16 protein-coding genes are annotated in these 19,652 nt (G+C 68.7%); 6 read left to right on the top strand and 10 right to left on the bottom strand.

The genetic code is table 11. The features are described 5' to 3' along the window. Positions 1-32: 32 nt before the first annotated feature. Both J0I47_RS07975 and queF read right to left on the bottom strand, forming a co-directional pair. Complete coding sequence (locus tag J0I47_RS07975) at positions 33-2,300, bottom strand: glycosyltransferase family 4 protein (RefSeq protein WP_294046216.1); 2,268 nt, start codon at positions 2,298-2,300, stop codon at positions 33-35. A 154-nt stretch (positions 2,301-2,454) separates the two neighbouring features. After that, positions 2,455-2,901, bottom strand: coding sequence for a preQ(1) synthase (gene queF / locus J0I47_RS07970; protein ID WP_294046214.1), 447 nt, complete (start codon positions 2,899-2,901; stop codon positions 2,455-2,457). A 34-nt stretch (positions 2,902-2,935) separates the two neighbouring features. Between queF and J0I47_RS07965 the strand changes: the two genes are divergently transcribed. From J0I47_RS07965 to J0I47_RS07940, 6 genes are all read left to right on the top strand, one after another. Then, positions 2,936-4,471, top strand: a complete 1,536-nt coding sequence (locus J0I47_RS07965; RefSeq protein ID WP_294046197.1) for a cryptochrome/photolyase family protein — start codon at positions 2,936-2,938, stop codon at positions 4,469-4,471. Continuing rightward, a complete protein-coding gene (sseA, locus tag J0I47_RS07960; RefSeq protein ID WP_294046195.1) occupies positions 4,471-5,319 on the top strand; it encodes a 3-mercaptopyruvate sulfurtransferase in 849 nt (282 codons plus the stop codon). Before J0I47_RS07965 ends, sseA begins: the two co-directional genes overlap by 1 nt. A 38-nt stretch (positions 5,320-5,357) precedes the next feature. Continuing rightward, complete coding sequence (metC, locus tag J0I47_RS07955; RefSeq protein WP_294046193.1) at positions 5,358-6,548, top strand: cystathionine beta-lyase; 1,191 nt, start codon at positions 5,358-5,360, stop codon at positions 6,546-6,548. Positions 6,549-6,747: 199 nt separating this feature from the next. Further along, positions 6,748-7,599, top strand: a complete 852-nt coding sequence (locus J0I47_RS07950; protein ID WP_294046191.1) for a TorF family putative porin — start codon at positions 6,748-6,750, stop codon at positions 7,597-7,599. Between the two features lie 246 nt (positions 7,600-7,845). Continuing rightward, on the top strand, positions 7,846-8,232 hold the full coding sequence (locus J0I47_RS07945; protein ID WP_294046189.1) for a MerC domain-containing protein: 387 nt from the start codon (positions 7,846-7,848) through the stop codon (positions 8,230-8,232). Between the two features lie 41 nt (positions 8,233-8,273). Then, entirely contained in the window at positions 8,274-8,735 is a 462-nt protein-coding gene (locus tag J0I47_RS07940; protein ID WP_294046187.1) for a transcriptional repressor, read from the top strand. 321 nt (positions 8,736-9,056) lie between these two features. Here the strand turns inward: J0I47_RS07940 and J0I47_RS07935 are convergent, their stop codons facing one another. The 8 genes from J0I47_RS07935 to J0I47_RS07900 all read right to left on the bottom strand — a co-directional run bounded on the left by J0I47_RS07935 (position 9,057) and on the right by J0I47_RS07900 (position 19,643). Further along, positions 9,057-9,593 (bottom strand): GNAT family N-acetyltransferase, encoded by a 537-nt coding sequence (locus J0I47_RS07935; protein WP_294046185.1) that lies wholly within the window; start codon positions 9,591-9,593, stop codon positions 9,057-9,059. Between the two features lie 4 nt (positions 9,594-9,597). Next, a complete protein-coding gene (locus tag J0I47_RS07930; RefSeq protein WP_294046184.1) occupies positions 9,598-10,857 on the bottom strand; it encodes a dipeptidase in 1,260 nt (419 codons plus the stop codon). 30 nt (positions 10,858-10,887) lie between these two features. Next, positions 10,888-11,661, bottom strand: a complete 774-nt coding sequence (locus J0I47_RS07925; RefSeq protein ID WP_294046183.1) for a metallophosphoesterase — start codon at positions 11,659-11,661, stop codon at positions 10,888-10,890. 25 nt (positions 11,662-11,686) lie between these two features. Beyond that, the gene (locus J0I47_RS07920; protein WP_294046182.1) at positions 11,687-12,700 is read right to left on the bottom strand and encodes a sensor histidine kinase; all 1,014 of its coding nucleotides are present in this window, start codon (positions 12,698-12,700) and stop codon (positions 11,687-11,689) included. A gap of 71 nt (positions 12,701-12,771) precedes the next feature. After that, positions 12,772-14,817, bottom strand: a complete 2,046-nt coding sequence (locus J0I47_RS07915; RefSeq protein ID WP_294046180.1) for a tetratricopeptide repeat protein — start codon at positions 14,815-14,817, stop codon at positions 12,772-12,774. Further along, a complete protein-coding gene (gene prsR / locus J0I47_RS07910; protein ID WP_294046178.1) occupies positions 14,814-16,166 on the bottom strand; it encodes a PEP-CTERM-box response regulator transcription factor in 1,353 nt (450 codons plus the stop codon). The genes J0I47_RS07915 and prsR overlap by 4 nt, the downstream gene beginning before the upstream one ends. After that, on the bottom strand, positions 16,163-18,202 hold the full coding sequence (prsK, locus tag J0I47_RS07905) for an XrtA/PEP-CTERM system histidine kinase PrsK (protein WP_294046177.1): 2,040 nt from the start codon (positions 18,200-18,202) through the stop codon (positions 16,163-16,165). Before prsK ends, prsR begins: the two co-directional genes overlap by 4 nt. A gap of 52 nt (positions 18,203-18,254) precedes the next feature. Next, positions 18,255-19,643 (bottom strand): TIGR03013 family XrtA/PEP-CTERM system glycosyltransferase, encoded by a 1,389-nt coding sequence (locus J0I47_RS07900; RefSeq protein WP_294046175.1) that lies wholly within the window; start codon positions 19,641-19,643, stop codon positions 18,255-18,257. Between the last annotated feature and the right edge of the window lie 9 nt (positions 19,644-19,652).

Genomic DNA, 19,652 nt, shown 5'->3' with positions numbered 1-19,652 from the left:
TGTTCAGACCAAAGCGGCGCCGCGTGTCGTTGCTACGCGACGGCGCGGCTGCTCCCTGCCACGGTTCCGGCCGCTTTTCCAAGAGCGGAAATCGCACACGACGCCAATTGTAGCGCCAAAATCGACTCCGCGCCCTGATTGCGGTTGAGCCCGTGCGGCATCAGGCCGTCGAAACAACCACCGTCCTGCGCGGTCGCGAGCGGCAGATCGAGGTCGTTCTGGCCGAGATACCAGCGATAGGCGCGGTCCGCCTCCGCCTGCCACTTGGCGTCGCCGGTCGCCTTGAACGCCGCGGCGCACGCGTCGATCGTCGCTTGCGCTTCGAGCGGCTGCTGGTCGAACGGCAGCGGGCTTTCGTACGCGCGGCCGAAGCTCTCGGTACCGATCGCGCGGAAGCGGCCTTCCGGGCTCGTCTGCTGCGCGACGATCCAGTCGAGCGTCGACAGCCCGGCCTGGAGCAGATCGTCGCGGTTGAGCGCCATGCCGGCGCGGATCAACGCTTCGGGCAGTCGCGCATTGTCGTAGGCCAGCACGATCTCGAACCATTCCCATTCCGGGCGGCGCGCCTCGTCGAGCAGGGCGAGCAGGTCGTTGGCGAACCGTTCGAGGATGTTGCACGCCAGCTGATGGCGCGGATGCGCGCCGAGGATGGCCGCCGCGCCGAGCATCGCGAACGCCTGCGCGCGCGGGCTGACGAGGTCGAACGCGATGCTCGCAGTCTCGTCAAACAACCGCAGCGCCCAGTCGCGATGCTTGGCCGCGGTCGCGCGCTTGGCCGTCACGCCGAGCGCCCACAACGTGCGGCCGTTCGAATCCTCCGACCCTTGATCCTCGCACCAGGTCCGGTCGAAGTTCATGAAGTTGCGGAAGCGGCGGACGTCGGGGTTCCACGCATATTGGACGAACGCGGCATAGACCGTCATCCACTTGTCGCGGACGTCCTCGTCGAGCTCGTCGATCGCGGTCATCAGCATCAGCGCGCGGACATTGTCGTCGATGCAGTAACCGTGGCGGCGATCCGGCACCGACAGGATCGCGTGCTGGAACATGCCGGTCGCGTCGCTCATCCGCTCGACCGCGGCGATGCTGGGGGTGAGAAAGACGGGCTGGTTGCTCGCCTTGATCCGCCGGGGATGCGCCGCGACGATGCCGTCGATCGCCGCCATGCCGGCTTCGGCGAGGCGCGGCCAGATCATCGTGCGACCGCGAGCATAGGCCCGTTCCATCAACGAGCGCCGCGCGGCATCGTCACCGAGCAGCCGCGAAATCTCGCGCGCGAACGCCTCGACATCGCCGAACCCGACCAGCACGCCGTGATCGTCGGCCAGGATCTCGGTCGCGTGGACGTAGGGCGTCGACACCACCGCCTTGCCGACGCCGACCGCGTAGCTGAGCGTGCCCGACGTGATCTGCGCAGGGTTGGTATAGGGCGTGACGTACAGGTCGGCCGCCTGGAGATAATCGAGCAGTTCCTCGGTCTCGACGAAGCCGTCGATGAACCGGACATGCTCGGCGACGCCCTTGTCGTACGCCAGCGCCTTCAGCCGCCCGCGATACGCCTCGCCCTCATGCGCGACGAGGTTGGGATGCGTCGCGCCGAGCACGACGTAGAGCGCGTTCGGGTTCGTCGCGACCACGTCGGGCATCGCCGCGATGACGCTTTCGATCCCCTTGTTCGGGGCGAGCAGGCCGAACGTCAGCAGCACCTTGCGCCCCTGCCAGCCGAACCGCGCCTTCATGCTGTCTGGGTCGACCAGTTCGCGCTCCGGCACGCCATGCGCGATCATCAGGATCGACTTGGGGTTGGCACCGTAGACACGGACCAGAATCTCGCGCCCGATCTCGGCCATCACCACGACCTTCGCGGCGCGCTTGAGCAGGCCGTCCATCACCCGGCGCTGGTCGTCGTTGGGAGTCTCCAGCACGGTATGCAGCGTGACGATCACCGGCACCGACACGCGGTCGAGCAGCGCGAGAATGTGCTCGCCCGCCGGGCCGCCGAAGATGCCGTATTCGTGTTGCAGCCAGATCGCCTGCGCGCCGCTCTTCTCGATGTCGCGCGCGGCGGCCAGATACGCCATGCGATCGTCCTGTGCGATCGTCCCGGTCACCTGCGGCGGATAGTCATAGCCCTGCGGCCGGTCGTTCATCGCATAGACGTCGACCTGCATGCCAGGAAAGCGGTCGGTCAGCGCGTAATAGGTGTCCGTCGTATAGGTCGCGATGCCGCATTGCCGGGGCAGGAAATTCCCAATCAGGGCGATGTGACGGGTACGCGGGTCAACGGACGACGCTGGCATGACGATCTTTCGGCTGTTGGCGGGCAACGCGCCCGCGACTCACTTCCTCCCTGAACGGATTGACAGAAAGATGGTTGCGCCGATGCTGCAATGCAACATCCTATTTCATATTGATGTACGTCAATCTAGCGACGAACCGTGCCGCGCCGCGGCATCAACCGCGGCCGCGATACCCCGGCACGTCCTGCGGCGGCAGCCACATGCCCGCGGGCGGCTCGCCCGATTGCCAGAACACGTCGATCGGGATGCCGCCGCGCGGATACCAATAGCCGCCGATCCGCAGCCAGATCGGCCGCATCTCCGCGAACAGCCGCTCGCCGATCCCGACCGTACAATCCTCGTGGAACCCGGCATGGTTGCGGAAGGCACCCAGGAACAGTTTCAGCGACTTCGATTCGACGATCGTCTCGCCGGGCGCATAGTCGATCACCAGATGCGCGAAATCGGGCTGGCCGGTGACCGGGCATAGCGAGGTGAACTCGGGCGCGGTGAAGCGCACCAGATACGGCCGGCCGCGGCGCGGGTTGGGAACGTAGTCGAGCACCGCCTCTTCCGGCGATGCGGGCAGGCTGCTCGCCTGGCCGAGATGTTTCGGAGTCATGGCGGCGATGTAGGAGGGACGCTAGGCAAAGGGAATGACCGTGTTGATCCCGGTGCTGGGCGACCAGCTGACTCCCGCCATCTCGTCGCTCGACGGCGCCGAGCCGGACGACACGGTCGTGCTGATGATGGAGGTCGCCGACGAGACGACCTATGTCGGGCATCACAGGAAGAAGCTGGCCTATATCCTGTCGGCGATGCGCCACCATGCGGCGCGACTGCGCGAACTGGGGTGGACGGTCGATTACGTCGCGCTCGACGATCCCGACAACGAGGGCAGCTTCATCGGCGAAATGGTGCGAGCGGTCGCGCGGCACGATGCCGAGCGGATCGTCGTCACCGAGGCCGGCGAATGGCGCGTCCAGGCGATGCTCGACGCGTGGCAGACGGTGGCCGGCGTCCCCGTCGAGATCCGCCCCGACGCGCGCTTCCTGTGCAGCCACCGCGAGTTCGCCGCCTGGGCGGGCGACCGCAAGCAATTGCGGATGGAGTTCTTCTACCGCGAGATGCGCCGCAAGACCGGCCTGCTGATGGACGGCGACAAGCCGGCCGGCGGCAAATGGAACTTCGACAAGGAGAATCGCAAGCCCGCGAAGACCGACCTGTTCCTGCCGCGACCGATCGCGTTCCGGCCCGACGCGATCACGCAAGAGGTCATCGCGCTCGTCGCCGCGCGTTTCCCCGACAATATCGGCACGCTCGACGGGTTCGATTTCGCCGTCACCCACGCCGACGCGATGCGGCAACAGCGGCATTTCCTCGCCCACGCGCTCGCCGATTTCGGCACCTACCAGGACGCGATGGTGACCGACGAGCCGCATCTGTGGCACTCGATCCTGTCGCCCTACATCAATTCCGGCCTGCTCGACCCGCTCGATCTGTGCCGCAAGGTCGACGCGTTGTGGCGCGCGGGCAAGGTGCCGCTCAATTCGGCGGAAGGGTTCATCCGCCAGATCATCGGCTGGCGCGAATATGTCCGCGGCATCTACTGGCTGGAGGGGCCGGACTATGTCGAGCGCAACTTCCTGAGAGCGCATCGGCCGCTGCCCGCTTTCTACTGGACCGGTGAGACCGACATGTTCTGCCTGGCCCAGGCGATCGGCCAGACGCTCGCGAGCGCGCACGCCCACCATATCCAGCGCCTGATGGTGACGGGCAATTTCGCGCTGCTGATCGGCGCCGACCCGGCGGCGGTGCATCTTTGGTATCTGGAGGTCTATGCCGACGCGTACGAATGGGTCGAGTTGCCCAATACGCTTGGCATGAGCCAGTTCGGCGATGGCGGGCTGCTCGGGTCGAAGCCCTATGCCGCATCGGGTGCGTACATCCATCGCATGTCCGATTATTGCGGGCACTGCCGCTACGACGTGAATAAGCGGGTCGGCGAAGATGCCTGTCCGTTCAACGCGCTCTACTGGGATTTTCTCGCCCGGCATGAGAAGAGGCTGGGCGACAATCCGCGACTGGCGATGCCGTATCGCACCTGGGCGCGGATGAGCGAGGACGACCGGCGCGCGATCCGGGCATCGGCGCGGACGTTCCTCGATGGATTGGACAAGGAGAAGAATTGATGGACGCGCTGGTGACGACCGATTGGCTGGCGGAGGCGCTGGGCGCACCCGACCTGCGCGTGATCGATGCGACCTATTACGGCAGCGTGCCGGGCGGACCGGACGGCGACCCCGCCGCCGATTTCGCCGCGGCGCACATTCCGGGCGCCGCGTTCCTCGACCTCGCGACGCTGGCCGATGCGACGAGCGACCTGCCGTCGACGTTGCCCGACGCGGCGACGTTTCAGGCGCGGTTGCGGGCGATCGGGGTGAACGGCGACGACCGCATCGTGCTGTACGACCAGTCGCACTATCGCACCGCGTCGCGCGCCTGGTGGATGCTGCGGACGTTCGGGGCGGAGCGAGTCGCGATCCTCGACGGCGGGTTCGCGAAATGGCAGCGCGAAGGCCGCCCGACCGAGCGCGGCATGCCCTCCCCCACTCCCGGCGACTTCACCGCCGCCTTCGATCCGCGCCGGTTGCGCACGCTCGACCAGATACGCGCCACGGTCGCGAACGGGGCGGAACAGATACTCGACGCGCGCTCCGCCGCGCGCTTTTCCGGGGTCGAGCCCGACCCGCGTCCCGGGACCGCGTCCGGGCACATGCCGGGCGCGAAGAACCTGCCGTACGGGCAGCTCTTCGACGCCGACGGCACATGGAAGCGCGGCGACGCCCTGCGCACCGCTTTCGCCGATGCCGGCATCGACCTTGCGCGACCGCTCGTCACGACCTGCGGGTCGGGTATCACCGCCGCGGTGCTGGCGTTCGGTGCGCACCTGCTCGGCAACGAGGCGGCGCTGTACGACGGCAGCTGGTCGGAATGGGGCGGCGACCCGACCACCCCCAAGGCGACCGGCGACGCCTGATCTTGTCGATCGACGCTCGCGCCCCTAGCACGCAAGCCATGGCCGCCAGCGACGACAAGGATCAGCCCGCCACCCGTATCGTCACGGCGGGGCGGCGCCCGGAATGGACGCAGGGGATCGTCAACCCGCCGGTGTGGCGCGCCTCGACCATTCTGTACGATTCGGTGGCCGATCTGCGTGCGGGCGCGCGCGGCGACAGCCACCACACGCTCTATTACGGCCGGCGCGGCACGCCGACGCAATGGGCACTGGCCGATGCGCTGACCGAACTCGAGCCGGGCGCCGAGGGCACGTGGCTGTACGGATCAGGCGTGGCGGCGGTGACGGCGGCGTTGCTCGCGGTGCTGTCACCCGGCGACGAGTTGCTGCTGGTCGATTCGGCCTACGACCCGACCACCAGCTTCGCCGCCGGTTTCCTGAAGAAATTCGGCGTGACGACGCGGCATTACGATCCGCTGATCGGCGCCGGCATCGCCGACCTGATCGGCGGGAACACGCGCGCGATCCTGCTCGAAAGCCCCGGCAGCCTGACGTTCGAGGTGCAGGACGTGCCCGCGATCGTCGCCGCGGCAAAGGCGCGCGGCGTGGTCACCATCCTCGACAACACCTGGGCGACGCCGCTGCTGTTCCCGGCGATCGCGCACGGGATCGATCTCAGCGTGCTCGCGTGCACCAAATATGTCGTCGGCCATTCCGACGTCATGCTGGGATCGGTCACCGCCGGCCCCGGCTTCTTCGCGAAGCTGCGCAACGTCAGCCTGCAACTCGGCCAGATGGCGAGCCCCGACGATGCATGGCTCGGCGCGCGGGGGCTGCGCACGATGGCGGTGCGGTTGCGGCAGCATGGCGCGAGCGGGCTGAAGGTCGCGCAATGGCTCGCCGAGCAGCCGGAGGTGGCGACGGTGCTCCACCCCGCGCTGCCGAGTTGCCCCGGCCATGAATTTTTCGCCCGCGATTTCAACGGCGCATCGGGGCTTTTTGCGTTCGCCTTGCAGGACGGCGACGAGGCCAGCCGCGCCGCCTTCATCGACACGCTGCGGCTGTTCGGGATCGGGTATAGCTGGGGCGGCTATGAAAGCCTCGCCTTGCCGGTCGATCCGAAGCGAGCGCTCGGCCGGCGCGACGATGACGGCGCGCTGGTCCGGCTGCACATCGGTCTCGAGGATCCCGACGACCTGATCGCCGACCTCGACCGCGGCCTCGCCGCCTTTCGGAGCGCGCGAGGATAACGAGGGACTGTTGCGCGATCGCAACATCGGCACGGCCAGCATCGCTCACGACGCGCGAACCCTATTGTGCAACGCAGCGAAGATCGGCAATCTCGGCTCCGTGTCGAGTCAGTCCCGCGGCTTTCAGCCGCACGATAGAGGTACGACCGATACGAGCAGGCGGGGACGAACGCTCTTTTTCCGGTTCGAAAGGAATGACATGCGCTTCTCCCACATCAGCCTCGGCGTGCTTGCGCTCGCCCTCGCTACCCCCGCATCGGCGGATCCGAAGCCGGCCGGTCCGGTCGATCCCGCAACGGCTGCCGGTGCTCCAGCGGCGCCCGCCGCGGCCGATAGCGGCCCGACCGCGCCGCCGCCGCCGTTCACGATCAACGGCTCGGCGACGCTGATTTCCGACTATCGCTTCCGCGGTATCTCGCAGACCAACCTGCAACCCGCGATCCAGGGCTCGATCACGCTGACGCATGCATCGGGCTTCTACGCCTCGGTGTGGAGTTCCTCGACCTCCGGCTACGTCACGCAGACAGGCAACGGCAACCAGGAGATCGACCTGATCGCCGGGTACAAGAAGACCACCAACGGCTTCACGTTCGACGCGGGCGTGCTCTACTACGTCTACCCGCAATCGCGCCCGTCGAGCGACCGCAGCCGCTCGAACTTCTTCGAGCCCTATGCCGACGTGTCGTACATTGTCGGCCCGGTGACCGCGAAGGTGACGGTCAACTACGCGCCGAAGCAGAAGGCGCTGGCGCTCGACCAGGGACAGAGCGGGCTCTTCAAGAGCAACGACAACGTCTATCTGGCGGGCGATCTCAGCGCGTCGATCCCGAACACGCCGATCGGGCTGACCGCACATGTCGGCCACACCTGGGGGCCGAGTTGGCTGGCGCTGGGCAAGGAATATACCGACTACGGCTTCGGCGCGACCTACACCTACAAGCAGTTGGTGTTCGGGCTGAATTATGTCGACACCAACGGCGTGTTCACGCTGGCCAACGGCAAGAACGCCGCGCGCAGCGGGATCGTCGCGTCGGTCGGCGTCAGCTTCTAGGACGGACCGGCGTGGGGGGCCGGGCACCCGGCTCTCCGAAACGACACCGTCACCCCGGCCTCGTGCCGGGGTCCACCAACCCGCTCGCACATCGCTCGATCCTCCAGCGCTGGAAAAAGCCGCACAGTGGATTCCGGCACAGGGCCGGGGTGACGGGCTGCTGCGGCCGACCGTTCGCACCCGTCCAACCAGCAATGATATGTAATGTTGTAACGTCCGCCGCATCGTCCTAGATGGGCAGGCGTCATGACCACCGCGATTCGCCATTCCTTCGCTCGCCACCTGCCGCGGCTCGATCGCTACGCGATGGGGCTGTCGGGATTGTGCGCGGTGCATTGCCTGGCAAGCGCGCTGCTCGTCGCGCTGGCATCGACCGCGGGCGGGATGCTGCTCAACCCGATCTTCCACGAAGTCGGCCTGACGATCGCGATCGGGCTCGGCGTCGTCGCGCTGGGCCGCGGCATATTCGATCACGGCGCGATGGTGCCGGCGGTGACCGGCTCGCTCGGGCTCGGCATCATGGCCGGCGCGATGCAATTGCCGCACGGCGACGGCGGCGAGACTGCGTGGACGCTGGTCGGGGTCGGCATCCTGGCGCTGGGTCACCACCTGAATCGACGCGCGGCGCACTGACGCGACTTGTCCGGCGCCCGCGAAGCGCTTAATTTGGCGCCATGGCGCACGCTCACCATCATCACGAGCCTTCGGGCGCGGACCTCGCCGTCGTGGCGCAGAAGACGCTCGAGAAATCGGGCGAGCAGTGGACCGACATGCGCGCGAGCATCTTCGACGCGCTGGCGAAGTTCGCCAAGCCGGCCAGCGCCTACGACATCGCCGATGCCGTATCGAAGGCGCAGGGTCGCCGCGTCGCCGCCAACAGCGTGTATCGCATCCTCGACCTGTTCGTGGCGGCGAACCTGGCGCGGCGCGTCGAGAGCGCCAACGCCTATGTCGCCAACGCGCACCCCGACTGCCTGCACGACTGCATCTTCCTGGTGTGCGACGGCTGCGGCCAGACCCAGCATATCGACGACGACAGGATCGCCGCCAACGTCCGCCACGCGGCGGAGGCCGCCGGCTTCTCGCCCGAGCGTCCGGTGATCGAGGTGCGCGGCAAGTGCGCCGATTGCGAGTGAGCCGGCCGTAACCGGCGGCCTTTCATTGTTGGAGTCGGCCTGCCAGGGTCGCGGCCGCGCTCTTTCTCATTGCCAGGATCGACCGAACCGACCGGGGTCGCGACAGGTACTCGTACCCCCGTCAAGTTTGTCAAGTTTGGCGCCATCACCGAACCGACCGGGGTCGCGCCATGTGCTCGTACCCTCGTCAAGTTTGTCAAGTTTGGCGCCGTCACCGAACCGACCGGGGCCGCGGCATGTGCTCGTACCCTCGTCAAGTTTGTCAAGTTTGGCGCCGTTACCGGATCGAACCCGGTCGACCTTCAGGGTCGTCCCGGCTCGCTACAGCGTCTTGCCCATCCGCACGCCCGGCACCGCGACGCCCTCCGCCGCCATCCGATCGACGCGCTCGATCGGAGCGTAGCCGCAGGCGAGATAGAGCGGTTCCCCCGCCAGCGTCGCCATCAATTCGGCGCGGCCGAACCCCGCCGCTCGCGCCGCGGCTTCGTTCGCCGCCAGCACGATCCGGCCGATCCCGCGCCGCACGAAATCGGGATCGGTGTACATCGCCCGGATCCGCGCCGGATCCCTGGCCGGATCGAGTGGTGCGGCATCGCGCAAGCCCGCATTGTGGTCGCCGCCATACAGCGTCGCGCGCCAACTCCACCCGCCGCACCCGACGATGCGCCCCTCCCCATCCTCGACCACGACATAGGTGCCGTCGGCGATCAATTGCGTGTCGAGCCCCATCGCGTGCCGGCTGGCCGCGACCTGATCGGGGGTCAGGAAATCGCGTTGCAGGGCATCGATCGCCCGGTCCATCAGTGCGCCGATCGTGGGAATGTCGTCGGCGGTCGCCGTACGGACGACGAAGCTCATCGCCTCACTTGCCGTCGAGCGCCTGGATCGTCGCGGTCGCCGGCGCGACACTTGCCATGCTCGCCGACACGCGCTCGGCCGCTTCCATCACCCGCAGCACGTTGCCGCCGGCCAGCTTCGCGATGTCGGCGTCGCTCCATCCCCGCCGCATCAGCTCGGCGAGCAACGCGGGATAGGTGTCGACCCCGTTCAGTCCCTGCGGCAGGTCGCCGCCGGTGCCATCGAGGTCGCCGCCCAGCCCGACATGGTCGATGCCCGCGACCTTCGCGATATGCTCGACATGGTCGGCGACCTGCGCCAGCGTGACGACCGGCTTCGGATGCGCCCGCTCCCACGCCGCCAGCGCTTCCTTCGCGCGGTCCGGCTGGCCGATATACAGCCCGCCATAAGGCGGCGAGTAGTACCGCCCCTTCTCGGCATTGCGGTCGGCATCCCAGCGCCGCCGCGCCTCCGACACATAGCCCGGCGCATAGTTCACCATCACCACGCCGCCGTTCGCCGCGACCAGCTTCAGCACCTTGTCCGACACGTTGCGCGGCGAATCGTCGAGCGCGCGGGCGGAGGAGTGCGAGAAGATCACCGGCGCCTTCGACACGCGGATCGCATCGATCATCGTGTCCTCGTTGACGTGGGCCAGGTCAACCAGCATGCCGAGCCGGTTGAGCTCGCGCACCACCGCCTCGCCGAACTTGGTCAGCCCGCCATGCTTCGGGTCGTCGGTCGCCGAATCGGCCCAGTCGATCGTCTTCGAATGCGTCAGCGTCAGGTACGACGCGCCGAGCGCGCGATAGGCGCGCAGCACCGCGAAGCTGCCGTCGATCTGGCCGCCGCCCTCGACCCCCAGCATCGACGCGATCCGGCCCGAAGCGTGGATACGACGGACGTCGGCGGCGGTGACGGCGGGCGCGAACACGGTCGGATAGCGGCGGAAGATCTCCCGCATCAGCCCGATCTGCTCGAGCGTCGCCTTGACCTGATCCGGTCCCGGCAGGCTGGCGGACACGTAGACCGACCAGAACTGCCCGCCGACATGCCCGGCGCGCAGCCGCGCGATGTCGGTATTGTATTTGGCCGGATCGAGCCGGGTCAGGTCCATCGTCCAGCGCGCATCGCCGGCAGTGTCGGTCAGCGTCTCCGCCCAGTCGTTATGCCCGTCGATCAGCGGCGTCCTGGCCAGCACCGCGGCGACGCGGGCGGCATAGTCGGTCGGTCCTGCCCCGACGAGCAACGGAGCGGCGAGGAGGAGAGCGAGAAAGGTGCGCATCGCGCCAGCCTATCGGGCCGGCGCACCCGGTCAAGCGGGCTGCGGCGCCTCGACCGGCAACACCGCGTCGGGCTGCGCGGTCATCCTGCGGCAGATCACCTCGAACCCGCCGTCGGCGATGCGGATCTCGTTGAACGAGGGCGGGTCGGCGCGGGTCCGTTCGGACAACGTGCCGGCACCGACCATGCGGATCGTCCGCCCACCGACGCGATGCGCGATGTCGAAGGCGTCGTGGACGTGTCCGGTCAACACCGCGTCCGCCCCGGCCGCCGCCAGCGCCGCGATCGCTTCCACCCCGCGATGCGTCTGCGCGGTGGCGCGGGTGTGCGGCTCGATCAGCGGATGGTGCGCAGCGACCAGGATCAGGCGATCCTTCGGTGCCGCCGCGATCAGCGCCAGCGTCTTCGCCAGCGCCTTGCGATGGACATAGCCCTTCGCCCAGTTCCACCGCCACTGCGCCCGGCTGGTCGTCTTGAGCGGCACGATGGTGACGCCCGGCAGGTCGAGCGGCTGCTCGATGATCCGCTCGATCACGTGATAGCGGTGATAGGGCCGCACCATCCGGTCGACGAAGTTCCAGTAGGGCAGATCGTGGTTGCCGACCTCCAGCGTCACCGGCCGGCCCAGCGACTTGAGCCAGTCGAGCCCAGCGGCGAATTCCGCCGACCGCGCCCGCATCGTCAGGTCGCCGGTCATCACCACCGCGTCGGGCTGCTCGGCGGCGACCAGCGCGTCGAACCAGGCGACGGCCGCCTTGTCCTCGCGGCCAAAATGCACATCGCTGACATGGAACAATCGAGTCACGCTGGGCCAACCCGGGGCGTAGGCGTCAGGTTCCGGGCACGTCCATCGTGACCGTCGTCCCATGGCCGCCGCTCGCCGTCGTCAACGTGCCCTTGGCCTGGCGCGCGAAGCCGTCGATCAGGCGCTGGCCGAGCCCGCCGTCCGGGCTGGCCGGGCGCGGCTCGGGCGGGATGCCGACGCCATCGTCGGCCACGGTCAGCCGCCAGCCATCGTCGCCGCGCCGCTTCCACGAGACCGCGATCGTGCCGCGCTCCCGCCCGACGAACGCATGCTTGGCGGCGTTGGTGACGAGCTCGTTGACGATCAGCCCGATCGACACCGCATCGTCGCGCGGGATCTGCGCCGGGTCGGCATCGCAGGTCAGCGTGACGCCGCCGCGCAACAACAATGCCTCCGCCAGCGCCGCGCACAGATCGACCAGATAGTCGCGCACATCGACCTCGCTCGACGGCCCGTGGCGGTAGAGGTGGCGGTGCGCCCGCGCGATGCTGTCGACCCGGCGCATGGCCGACGCCAGCGCTTCGCCGGCCGGGGTGTCGCCCGCACGGCGGCGCTGGATGTCGAGCATGCCGCCGACGATCGCGAAATTGTTCTTCACCCGGTGCTCGAACTCGCTGAGCATCAGGTCGCGGGCGGCGATCTCGCGGTCGCGCTCTGCCATCGCGCGGCGGGCCGCGCGGCGGAACGTCTCGGCCAGGATCACGGTCAGTATCGCCGCCACCGCGACCGCGAACACGGCGAAGCGCGGATTGATTGCGCCACGGGCGGCGGGCGCGGGAAGATAGACCGTGAAGAAGGTATAGAGGATCGAGATCAGCGCCGTCAGCAGCCCCGATTGCCAGCGCGCGAGCAGGGTCGCCATCATGATCGCGGGGAACACCAGCGCGAAGATCGCCGATCCCGGCGCCAGCATGTTGACGACGCTGCGGCTGATCTCGACGCCGGCCGAACAGAGCAATGCCAGCGCCAGCTGGGTCACCCAGCGCGGAACCGTCGGCGCCAGCCGATCGGGCAGGTCGAGCTCGCCTAGCCGCGCCATCGCCGATATTCCGGCATCGTTACGCGAGCGAAGTCAAGTCGGGGCCACGCGAGACCGTGCTGCTCATGCGATCAACCGAGCGTCTTGAGCAGCGCCTGCGCCGGCGCGCGGTCCGTGAAGGTGGGATCGGCGAGCACCGCGGCGATCAACCCCTTCGCCTCGGCGGTGCGGCCGAGATCGGCATAGACCTGCGCCAGATGCCAGCGGATGCCGGCGTGGCGTGGCGCCAGCGACGCCGCCTTCTCCAGCAGGTCCTTGGCCTTGGCATCGTCGCCCGCCGCGTAGAACGCCCAGCCATAGGCGTCGGTCGCGACCGGGTTCATCGGAGCGACGTCATAGGCGGCGGCGGCGTAGCTCAGCGCGTCGTCGGCATTGTCGGCGCCGACATTGGCATAGGCCAGTTCCGCGAGCAGCCCGGCATCGCGCGACCCGACCCGCGCGCGCAAATCCTCGAGCGTCGCTAGCGCACCGTCCCAATCGCCCCGCGCCACCTGCCAATGCGCGACCAGGCGAAGCGCCGCGACGCTTTCCGGATGCTGCAACAGATACGTCGCGAGCACAGTCGACGCTTCGGGCCGGCGCCCGGCACGATCGAGCGCATCGACCGTACGCAGCATGGTGGGCTCGTCGAAGCGGATGTCCGCGGCATGGCGATAGGCATCGGCGGCGGCAGCATAGCGCCCCATCGTCATCAGGGTGTCGCCGACCAGCAGTTGCGCGGCCGGCGCCCCCGGTCGTGACGCCGCCAGCGCCTGCGCGCGCGCCAGCGCGTCGGACGCACGGCCGGCGTCGATCATCCCGCGGATTTCGCCGACGGCGAGCGCCGGGTTGCCGGGATCGTCGGCGGCCGCTCCTGCCAGCACGGCCAGCGGATCGTCGCTGCCGAACGGGTTGGAGCCGCCGACCACCGGCCAAGCCGCGCGGTCGAGGAACCTGGCTGCCCAGTCGCGCTGGCCGCTCGCCTCGAATGCGCGTCCGACCAAGCCGAGCGTATAGCTGTCGGCATCGCCGCGCAATGCGACCGGACGCAACACGTCGAGCGCGCCGCGCGCATCGCCGGAGCGCAGCAGCGCGGCACCGAGCAGGCGCCGCGCGGTGATGTTCATCGGCTGACGTCCGACCAGCTCGCGCCACTTCTCGATCGCCTGTTCGTAGGCGCCGGCCTGATAATCGAGCGTGCCGTTCAGCAGCAGCGCGCCGGGCAACGTGTCGACCGCGCCGCCGGTCCGCTGCATCAGGTCACGCGCGAGGTCGTAATTCTCCGCGCGGGCGGCCAGCACGGCTTCGAGATACAGCGCCTGCGGGCTGCCGGGACGCGCCGCGAGCGCGCGGCGCGCGGCGCCCAGCATCGCGCCGTACCGGCCCATGTCGCCCATCGTCGCGGCATATTCGATCAGTGCGGGGTGGTAGTAGGCGTCGCGTTGCAACGCCGCCTCGAACCACGGCACGGCAGCCGCGAGCCCGTATTGCTGGCGGACGAGCTCGCCGCGGAGCGTCAGCGCGGCGAGATCGGCGGGGGCCAGCGCGACCGCACGTGTCGCATCGCTCGATGCGCCGGCGACATCGCCCGCAGTCAAGCGGATGCGGCCGAGATCGCGCCATGCCGCCGCGTCCGTGGGATCGGCATCGAGCAGCTTGCCGAGGACAGCGGTCGCATCGGCGACGCGCCCCTGTTGCGCCAGCGCCCGCGCGATCACGCGCGCGGCATAGCCCCCGAACCGCGGATCGGCCTTCGCCGCTTCCGTCATCGCGCGGTTGGCGTCGCCTTGCAGCAGCCACGCCTCGGCGAGCATCTGGTGCCCGCGCGCCATGTCGAAGCCGTTGGCGGCGGCGCGCGTCAGCTCGCCCTCCGCCGCGATGCCGTCTCCCAGCGCGAGATACGACCGCGCCAGCACCGCATGCGCCAGGCCCCATTTCGGATCGGCCTTGATCGCCGCCTCGGCCTTGGACCGCGCCGCGTTGTAATTGCCGTCGGTCAGCAGCGCGAGGCTGAGCGCGATCTCGTGCCGCGCCGCCGCCCCGTCCGCCCGCGCCGGCGCGACCACGGTCAGCGCGACGCCGGTGGTGGCGACCAGCGCGACGGCGCCGATCGCGGCGCCCTTGAGCCACACCCTCATCGTGCCGTCCCCTGAAGATCGTAACTCTTGAGCAGGTCGTAGAGCGTCGGCCGGCTGATCCCGAGCAACCGCGCGGTGTTCGAGATGTTGCCCTCGGCGCGCGCCAGCGCATGGCGGATCGCCTTGCGGTCGGCGGTCTCGCGCACCGCCTTCAGGTTGATCGGCACCGCCGCCTCCTCGCGCCCGTCGAGGTCGAGATCGGCGGCGGTGACGAGCTTGCCGTCGGCCATGATGACCGCACGCTTCATCCGGTTCTCCAGTTCACGGACGTTGCCGGGCCAGCCCCACGCGTCGATCGCGGCCAGCGCATCGGGCGCGAGACCGGTGACCGGCCGCTTCATCGCGGTCGCGTGGAGGTGGAGGAAATGCCGCGCGAGCAGCACGGGATCCCCCGCGCGTTCGGCCAGGCTCGGGATGCGCACGACGATCTCGGCGAGGCGGTAATAGAGATCCTCGCGGAACGCCCCGCTCGCGACCATCGCGTCGACGTCCTGGTGCGTCGCGCAGACGATGCGGACGTCGACGGGGATAGCTTTGCGTCCGCCGATCCGCTCGATCACGCGTTCCTGCAGGAACCGCAGCAGCTTGACCTGGAGCGGCAGCGGTACGTCGCCGATCTCGTCGAGGAACAGGGTGCCGCCGTCGGCCAGCTCGATCTTGCCCTCGGTCGTCTTGACCGCGCCGGTGAACGCGCCCTTCTCGTGCCCGAACAGCTCGCTTTCGAGCAGGGTCTCTGGGATCGCCGCGCAGTTGATCGCGACGAATGCGCCCTTGCGGCCCGACGCGTCGTGCAGGCCGCGCGCCAGCACCTCCTTGCCGGTCCCGCTCGCGCCGAGCAGCATCACCGACACGTCGGCGCGAGCGACGCGCTCGATCATGCTGGTGACCTTCAGCATCTCGGGTGCGGCGGTGATGAGGCCGGCCAAAGTTGGCGAAGTTGCCGCGGCGAGGCGCCGGTTCTCGGCCTCCAGCGCGGCGACATGAAACGCTCTCGAAACGATCAGGCCGAGCGCGTCGATGTCGATCGGCTTCTGGTAGAAGTCCCATGCCCCCGCCCCGATCGCGCGCAACGCGCTTTCGCGCGCGCCATGGCCGGAGGCGACGATGACCTTGGTGTCGGATTTGAGCGCCAGGATCTCGGCCAACGTCGCGAACCCCTCGGTCACGCCGTCGGGGTCGGGGGGCAGGCCGAGGTCGAGCGTCACCACCGCCGGCTCCTCCGCGCGGACGGCGTCGATCGCTTCGCGGCGGTCGCCGGCGACGATCACCTCATAGCCGTCATAGGCCCAGCGCAACTGCCGCTGAAGACCGATATCATCCTCTATAATCAATAACTTAGGCTTGCTCACGCGGCCTGCTCCAGAGTGGTGGGGTGCGCTGCGGGCAGCATGATGGTGAAGCGAGTCCCCTCGCCTTCGCGGCTGGCGACGGTGAGGGTCCCGCCCATGCCGAGGATCAGCTGGCGCGCCTCGAACGCGCCGATGCCGAAGCCACCGGACTTGGTCGACACGAACGGGCGGAACAGCTCGTCGCGGACGAACGCCGCGCTCATCCCACAACCGCGATCGGCGACGGTGACATTGTGTGCGGCGACGGTGACGGTCACCGGATCGGCCCCGCTCGCCTCGACCGCGTTCTGGATCAGATGCCCGAGCGCCTGTTCGAGCCGGGCTGGATCGGCGAGCGCGAAGGCGGCGCGGTCGCCCGCGACGATCACCGCCTGGCCGTTGCCCCGCGCCTTGGCGACGCGCTCCACGAGCGGCATCAGCGCGACCGCGCTCGGCTCGTCGGCGCGCCCCGAATGATGCTGCGACAGCCGCGCGAGCAAGTCGTTCATCCGCCCCGCCGACGCCTTCAGTGTGGCGATCATATCGGCGCGGAACGCGGGATTGTCGGCATGGCGCTCGGCATTGCGTGCGACCAGGGTGAGCTGGCTGACTAGATTCTTCACGTCGTGGAGGATGAAGGCGAAGCGCCGGTTGAACTCGTCGAACCGGCGCGCATCGGCGAGCTGGTCGCGCCCGCGCGCCTCCGCCAGATAGCTCGCGACCTGCCGCCCGGCGATGCGGAGCAAGTCGAAATCCTCCCAGTCGAGGCTGCGGTCGATCGGCGGTCGCGCCAGCAGGATGGCGCCAACCAGCCGGTCGAGATGGACCAGCGGCACCACCGCCCAGGCGGCGGCGTCGTCGACCATCCATTGCGGCACCGCGGCGAGCTCGGCGGGCTCCGCCCGTCCCGCACGCACGCTGTCGAGTTCGACGATATGGCTGCCCCCGGCCAGGATCGCGGCGAGCGCGTCGCCCGTGGCCGCGGGCGGCACGCCGTCCCAGCGCCACCCCGCCCCCGGCGTCAGCCCGCCGCCGTCCGCGACCAGCAGCAGCCCGGCGGGGGAGTCGGTCAGGTCGGCGACCGCCTTGACCACGCGCTCCTCCAGCCCCGGCGCATCCTCGCCCGGCAGGCCCAGCGTCTCAGTGAAGCGAATCCACTCCGCGCGATAATCGTAACGGTGTCGAAACAAATGCTTCGCCAGCATCACCTTCGCCCAGGCCTTGATCCCTGGCGACGACAGCAACGTCAGCAGCGCGGCGGCCGACCCGACGACGAAGGCGGTCTGCCCGATCCGCGCATAGTCGCCGCCGAACAGGTCGATCGCGCTGATCGCGACCACGGTCGTCATGGCATAGACCGCCAGCGCGATCGCGCTCAGCGAGCGCCAGGCGACGGTACGCGACAGATGCAGCGTCCAGTTGCCGTTGCAATGCACCGCGATCGCCAGCATCGGTGCGACCGCGACCATCACCAGACCGCGGACCGCCACCAGCACCGGCGACCAGTGCCCGCCGACATAGGCGATCGCGTAGAGCACCAGGTCGCTTCCCCACATCGTCGCGAGCGCGACCACCGCGACGCGGATGCCGCCCCGCGCCGCCGGCGCGACCAGCGAATAGAGGTGGTTGACCAGCACCAGCGCGCCGACCGCGACCATCATCCGCAACAGCACGCGGACCACGACCGTACCATGGGCGGCATCGGCGCCGGTGGCGGGATAGGCGATGGCGAGCACCGCGCCGGTCAGCGCAACCAGCGCCAATACGCCGTAGATCGTCAGCACGCCGCGGTCGCTGCGCGCCTGCCAGTCGTGCCGGATCAGCGCGAGCATGAACCCCAGCCAGCCCAGGTTGCGCAGGCTTTCGGCGACCCAGGTGATCGCCTCGCTCGTGCCGATGCCCGCGATCGCGAGCGCCCAGAGCGAGGTCAGCGCCAGCGCCGCCAGGAACGCCGTGCGCGGCACGCTCGCGCCGCGCCCTCGCAGTTGCGCCACCCCGATCCCGGCGAACAACAGGGCCGCGAAAGCATGGCTCCAGAGGACGATAGTTGGAATCATTGCCTAGCAACGACCCGCGGATGTTGACGCAGTGACGGCGAAAGTCCGCACGTTACCGCGCCCCCTCGGGCCAGATCACCACGCGGATCGTCTGCAGCAGGATCAGCAGGTCGAGGAACGGCGAATAGTTCTTGGCGTAATACAGGTCGTATTCCAGCTTCTGCCGGCTGTCCTCGATCGACGCGCCATAGGGATAGTTGATTTGCGCCCAGCCGGTGATGCCCGGCTTCACCATGTGGCGCTCGGCATAATAAGGCAGCTGCTGTTCGAGGTCGTCGACGAATTGCGGGCGTTCGGGGCGCGGGCCGACGAAACTCATCTCGCCCTTCAGCACCGACCAGCATTGCGGCAGCTCGTCGAGCCGCACTTTGCGGATGAACCGCCCGACGCGCGTGATGCGGGGATCGTCCTTTTCCGCCCACACCGCCTTGCCCGCGACTTCGGCATCCTGCCGCATCGAGCGCAGCTTGATGCAGTCGAACCCGACGCCGTACAGCCCGACGCGGCGCTGGCGGTAAAGGGCCGGCCCCTTGCTCTCCAGCTTCACCGCGATCGCGGTCAGCACGATCACCGGCGCGGCCAGCGTCAGCAGCAGCGCGCTCGCGGCGATGTCGAACAGCCGCTTGAACACCGCCGACAGCATCCGCCCCGACGAGAAACCGTCGGAAAAGATCAGCCAGCTCGGGTTGACCGATTGCAGGTCGACGCGGCCCGTCTCGCGCTCGAGGAATGTCGAGATCTCGTTGACATGCACCCCAGTGGTCTTGATCCGCAGCAGGTCTTTGAGCGGCAGCGCGTTGCGCCGCTCCTCCAGCGCGAGCACGACTTCGCTGGCGTTGAGCAGCACGACGTGGTCGGCCAGATTGTAGATCGCGTCGCGCGCGATCGCTTCCGGAATGACGCGATTGGCCTCGCTCATCGACACATAGCCGACGACGACGAACGCCGACCCCGGCGCCTGCGCCAGCGTCTTCAGCCGCGCCGCGCGGGCACCGGCACCCAGCACGACGATGCGCCGCTTGAACACCTGGCTACCCAGCATCTTGCCGAGCAGGATGCGGATCGCGACCAGCGTGACGGCCGAGATCGCCATCGCGTAGAGCAGGTTCGATCGCCAGAAACCGAGCTGCGGCGACAGGAAATAGACGGCGGACAGCAACAGCACGCCGAGCGAGATCGCCACCAGGATGCGCGCGGTCGCGCGGCGCAGCGACTGTAGCGCGTCGGCACCGTACACGCCGACCGCGACCATCGCGATCTCCAGCGCGGCGGTATAGACCAGCAATTGCGGCCAGCGATTGTCGATCGGATCGACCAGGCTGCCGAGCTGGTGGATGCGCAGCCGGAAGCCGACCTCCGCCGCCGCAACCAGCAGCGCACAGTCGAGCAGCGCCAGAAAGACGACCGCATAGGGGACATAATGTTTGAACAGCCGGATCATCGTCGCCCT

Origin of the sequence: Sphingomonas sp. (genome assembly GCF_017304635.1) — a bacterium.
Lineage (GTDB): Bacteria > Pseudomonadota > Alphaproteobacteria > Sphingomonadales > Sphingomonadaceae > Sphingomonas.
Note: the sequence above shows the minus strand (reverse complement) of the source record. Positions and strands in the feature narration are given on the sequence as shown.

Excerpts from the sequence above, each read along its gene's own strand:
- J0I47_RS07975 (WP_294046216.1), bottom strand. The coding sequence starts at position 2,300 with ATGCCAGCGTCGTCCGTTGACCCGCGTACCCGTCACATCGCCCTGATT.
- queF (WP_294046214.1), bottom strand. The coding sequence starts at position 2,901 with ATGACTCCGAAACATCTCGGCCAGGCGAGCAGCCTGCCCGCATCGCCG.
- J0I47_RS07965 (WP_294046197.1), top strand. The coding sequence starts at position 2,936 with ATGACCGTGTTGATCCCGGTGCTGGGCGACCAGCTGACTCCCGCCATC.
- sseA (WP_294046195.1), top strand. The coding sequence starts at position 4,471 with ATGGACGCGCTGGTGACGACCGATTGGCTGGCGGAGGCGCTGGGCGCA.
- metC (WP_294046193.1), top strand. The coding sequence starts at position 5,358 with ATGGCCGCCAGCGACGACAAGGATCAGCCCGCCACCCGTATCGTCACG.
- J0I47_RS07950 (WP_294046191.1), top strand. The coding sequence starts at position 6,748 with ATGCGCTTCTCCCACATCAGCCTCGGCGTGCTTGCGCTCGCCCTCGCT.
- J0I47_RS07945 (WP_294046189.1), top strand. The coding sequence starts at position 7,846 with ATGACCACCGCGATTCGCCATTCCTTCGCTCGCCACCTGCCGCGGCTC.
- J0I47_RS07940 (WP_294046187.1), top strand. The coding sequence starts at position 8,274 with ATGGCGCACGCTCACCATCATCACGAGCCTTCGGGCGCGGACCTCGCC.
- J0I47_RS07935 (WP_294046185.1), bottom strand. The coding sequence starts at position 9,593 with ATGAGCTTCGTCGTCCGTACGGCGACCGCCGACGACATTCCCACGATC.
- J0I47_RS07930 (WP_294046184.1), bottom strand. The coding sequence starts at position 10,857 with ATGCGCACCTTTCTCGCTCTCCTCCTCGCCGCTCCGTTGCTCGTCGGG.
- J0I47_RS07920 (WP_294046182.1), bottom strand. The coding sequence starts at position 12,700 with ATGGCGCGGCTAGGCGAGCTCGACCTGCCCGATCGGCTGGCGCCGACG.
- J0I47_RS07915 (WP_294046180.1), bottom strand. The coding sequence starts at position 14,817 with ATGAGGGTGTGGCTCAAGGGCGCCGCGATCGGCGCCGTCGCGCTGGTC.
- prsK (WP_294046177.1), bottom strand. The coding sequence starts at position 18,202 with ATGATTCCAACTATCGTCCTCTGGAGCCATGCTTTCGCGGCCCTGTTG.
- J0I47_RS07900 (WP_294046175.1), bottom strand. The coding sequence starts at position 19,643 with ATGATCCGGCTGTTCAAACATTATGTCCCCTATGCGGTCGTCTTTCTG.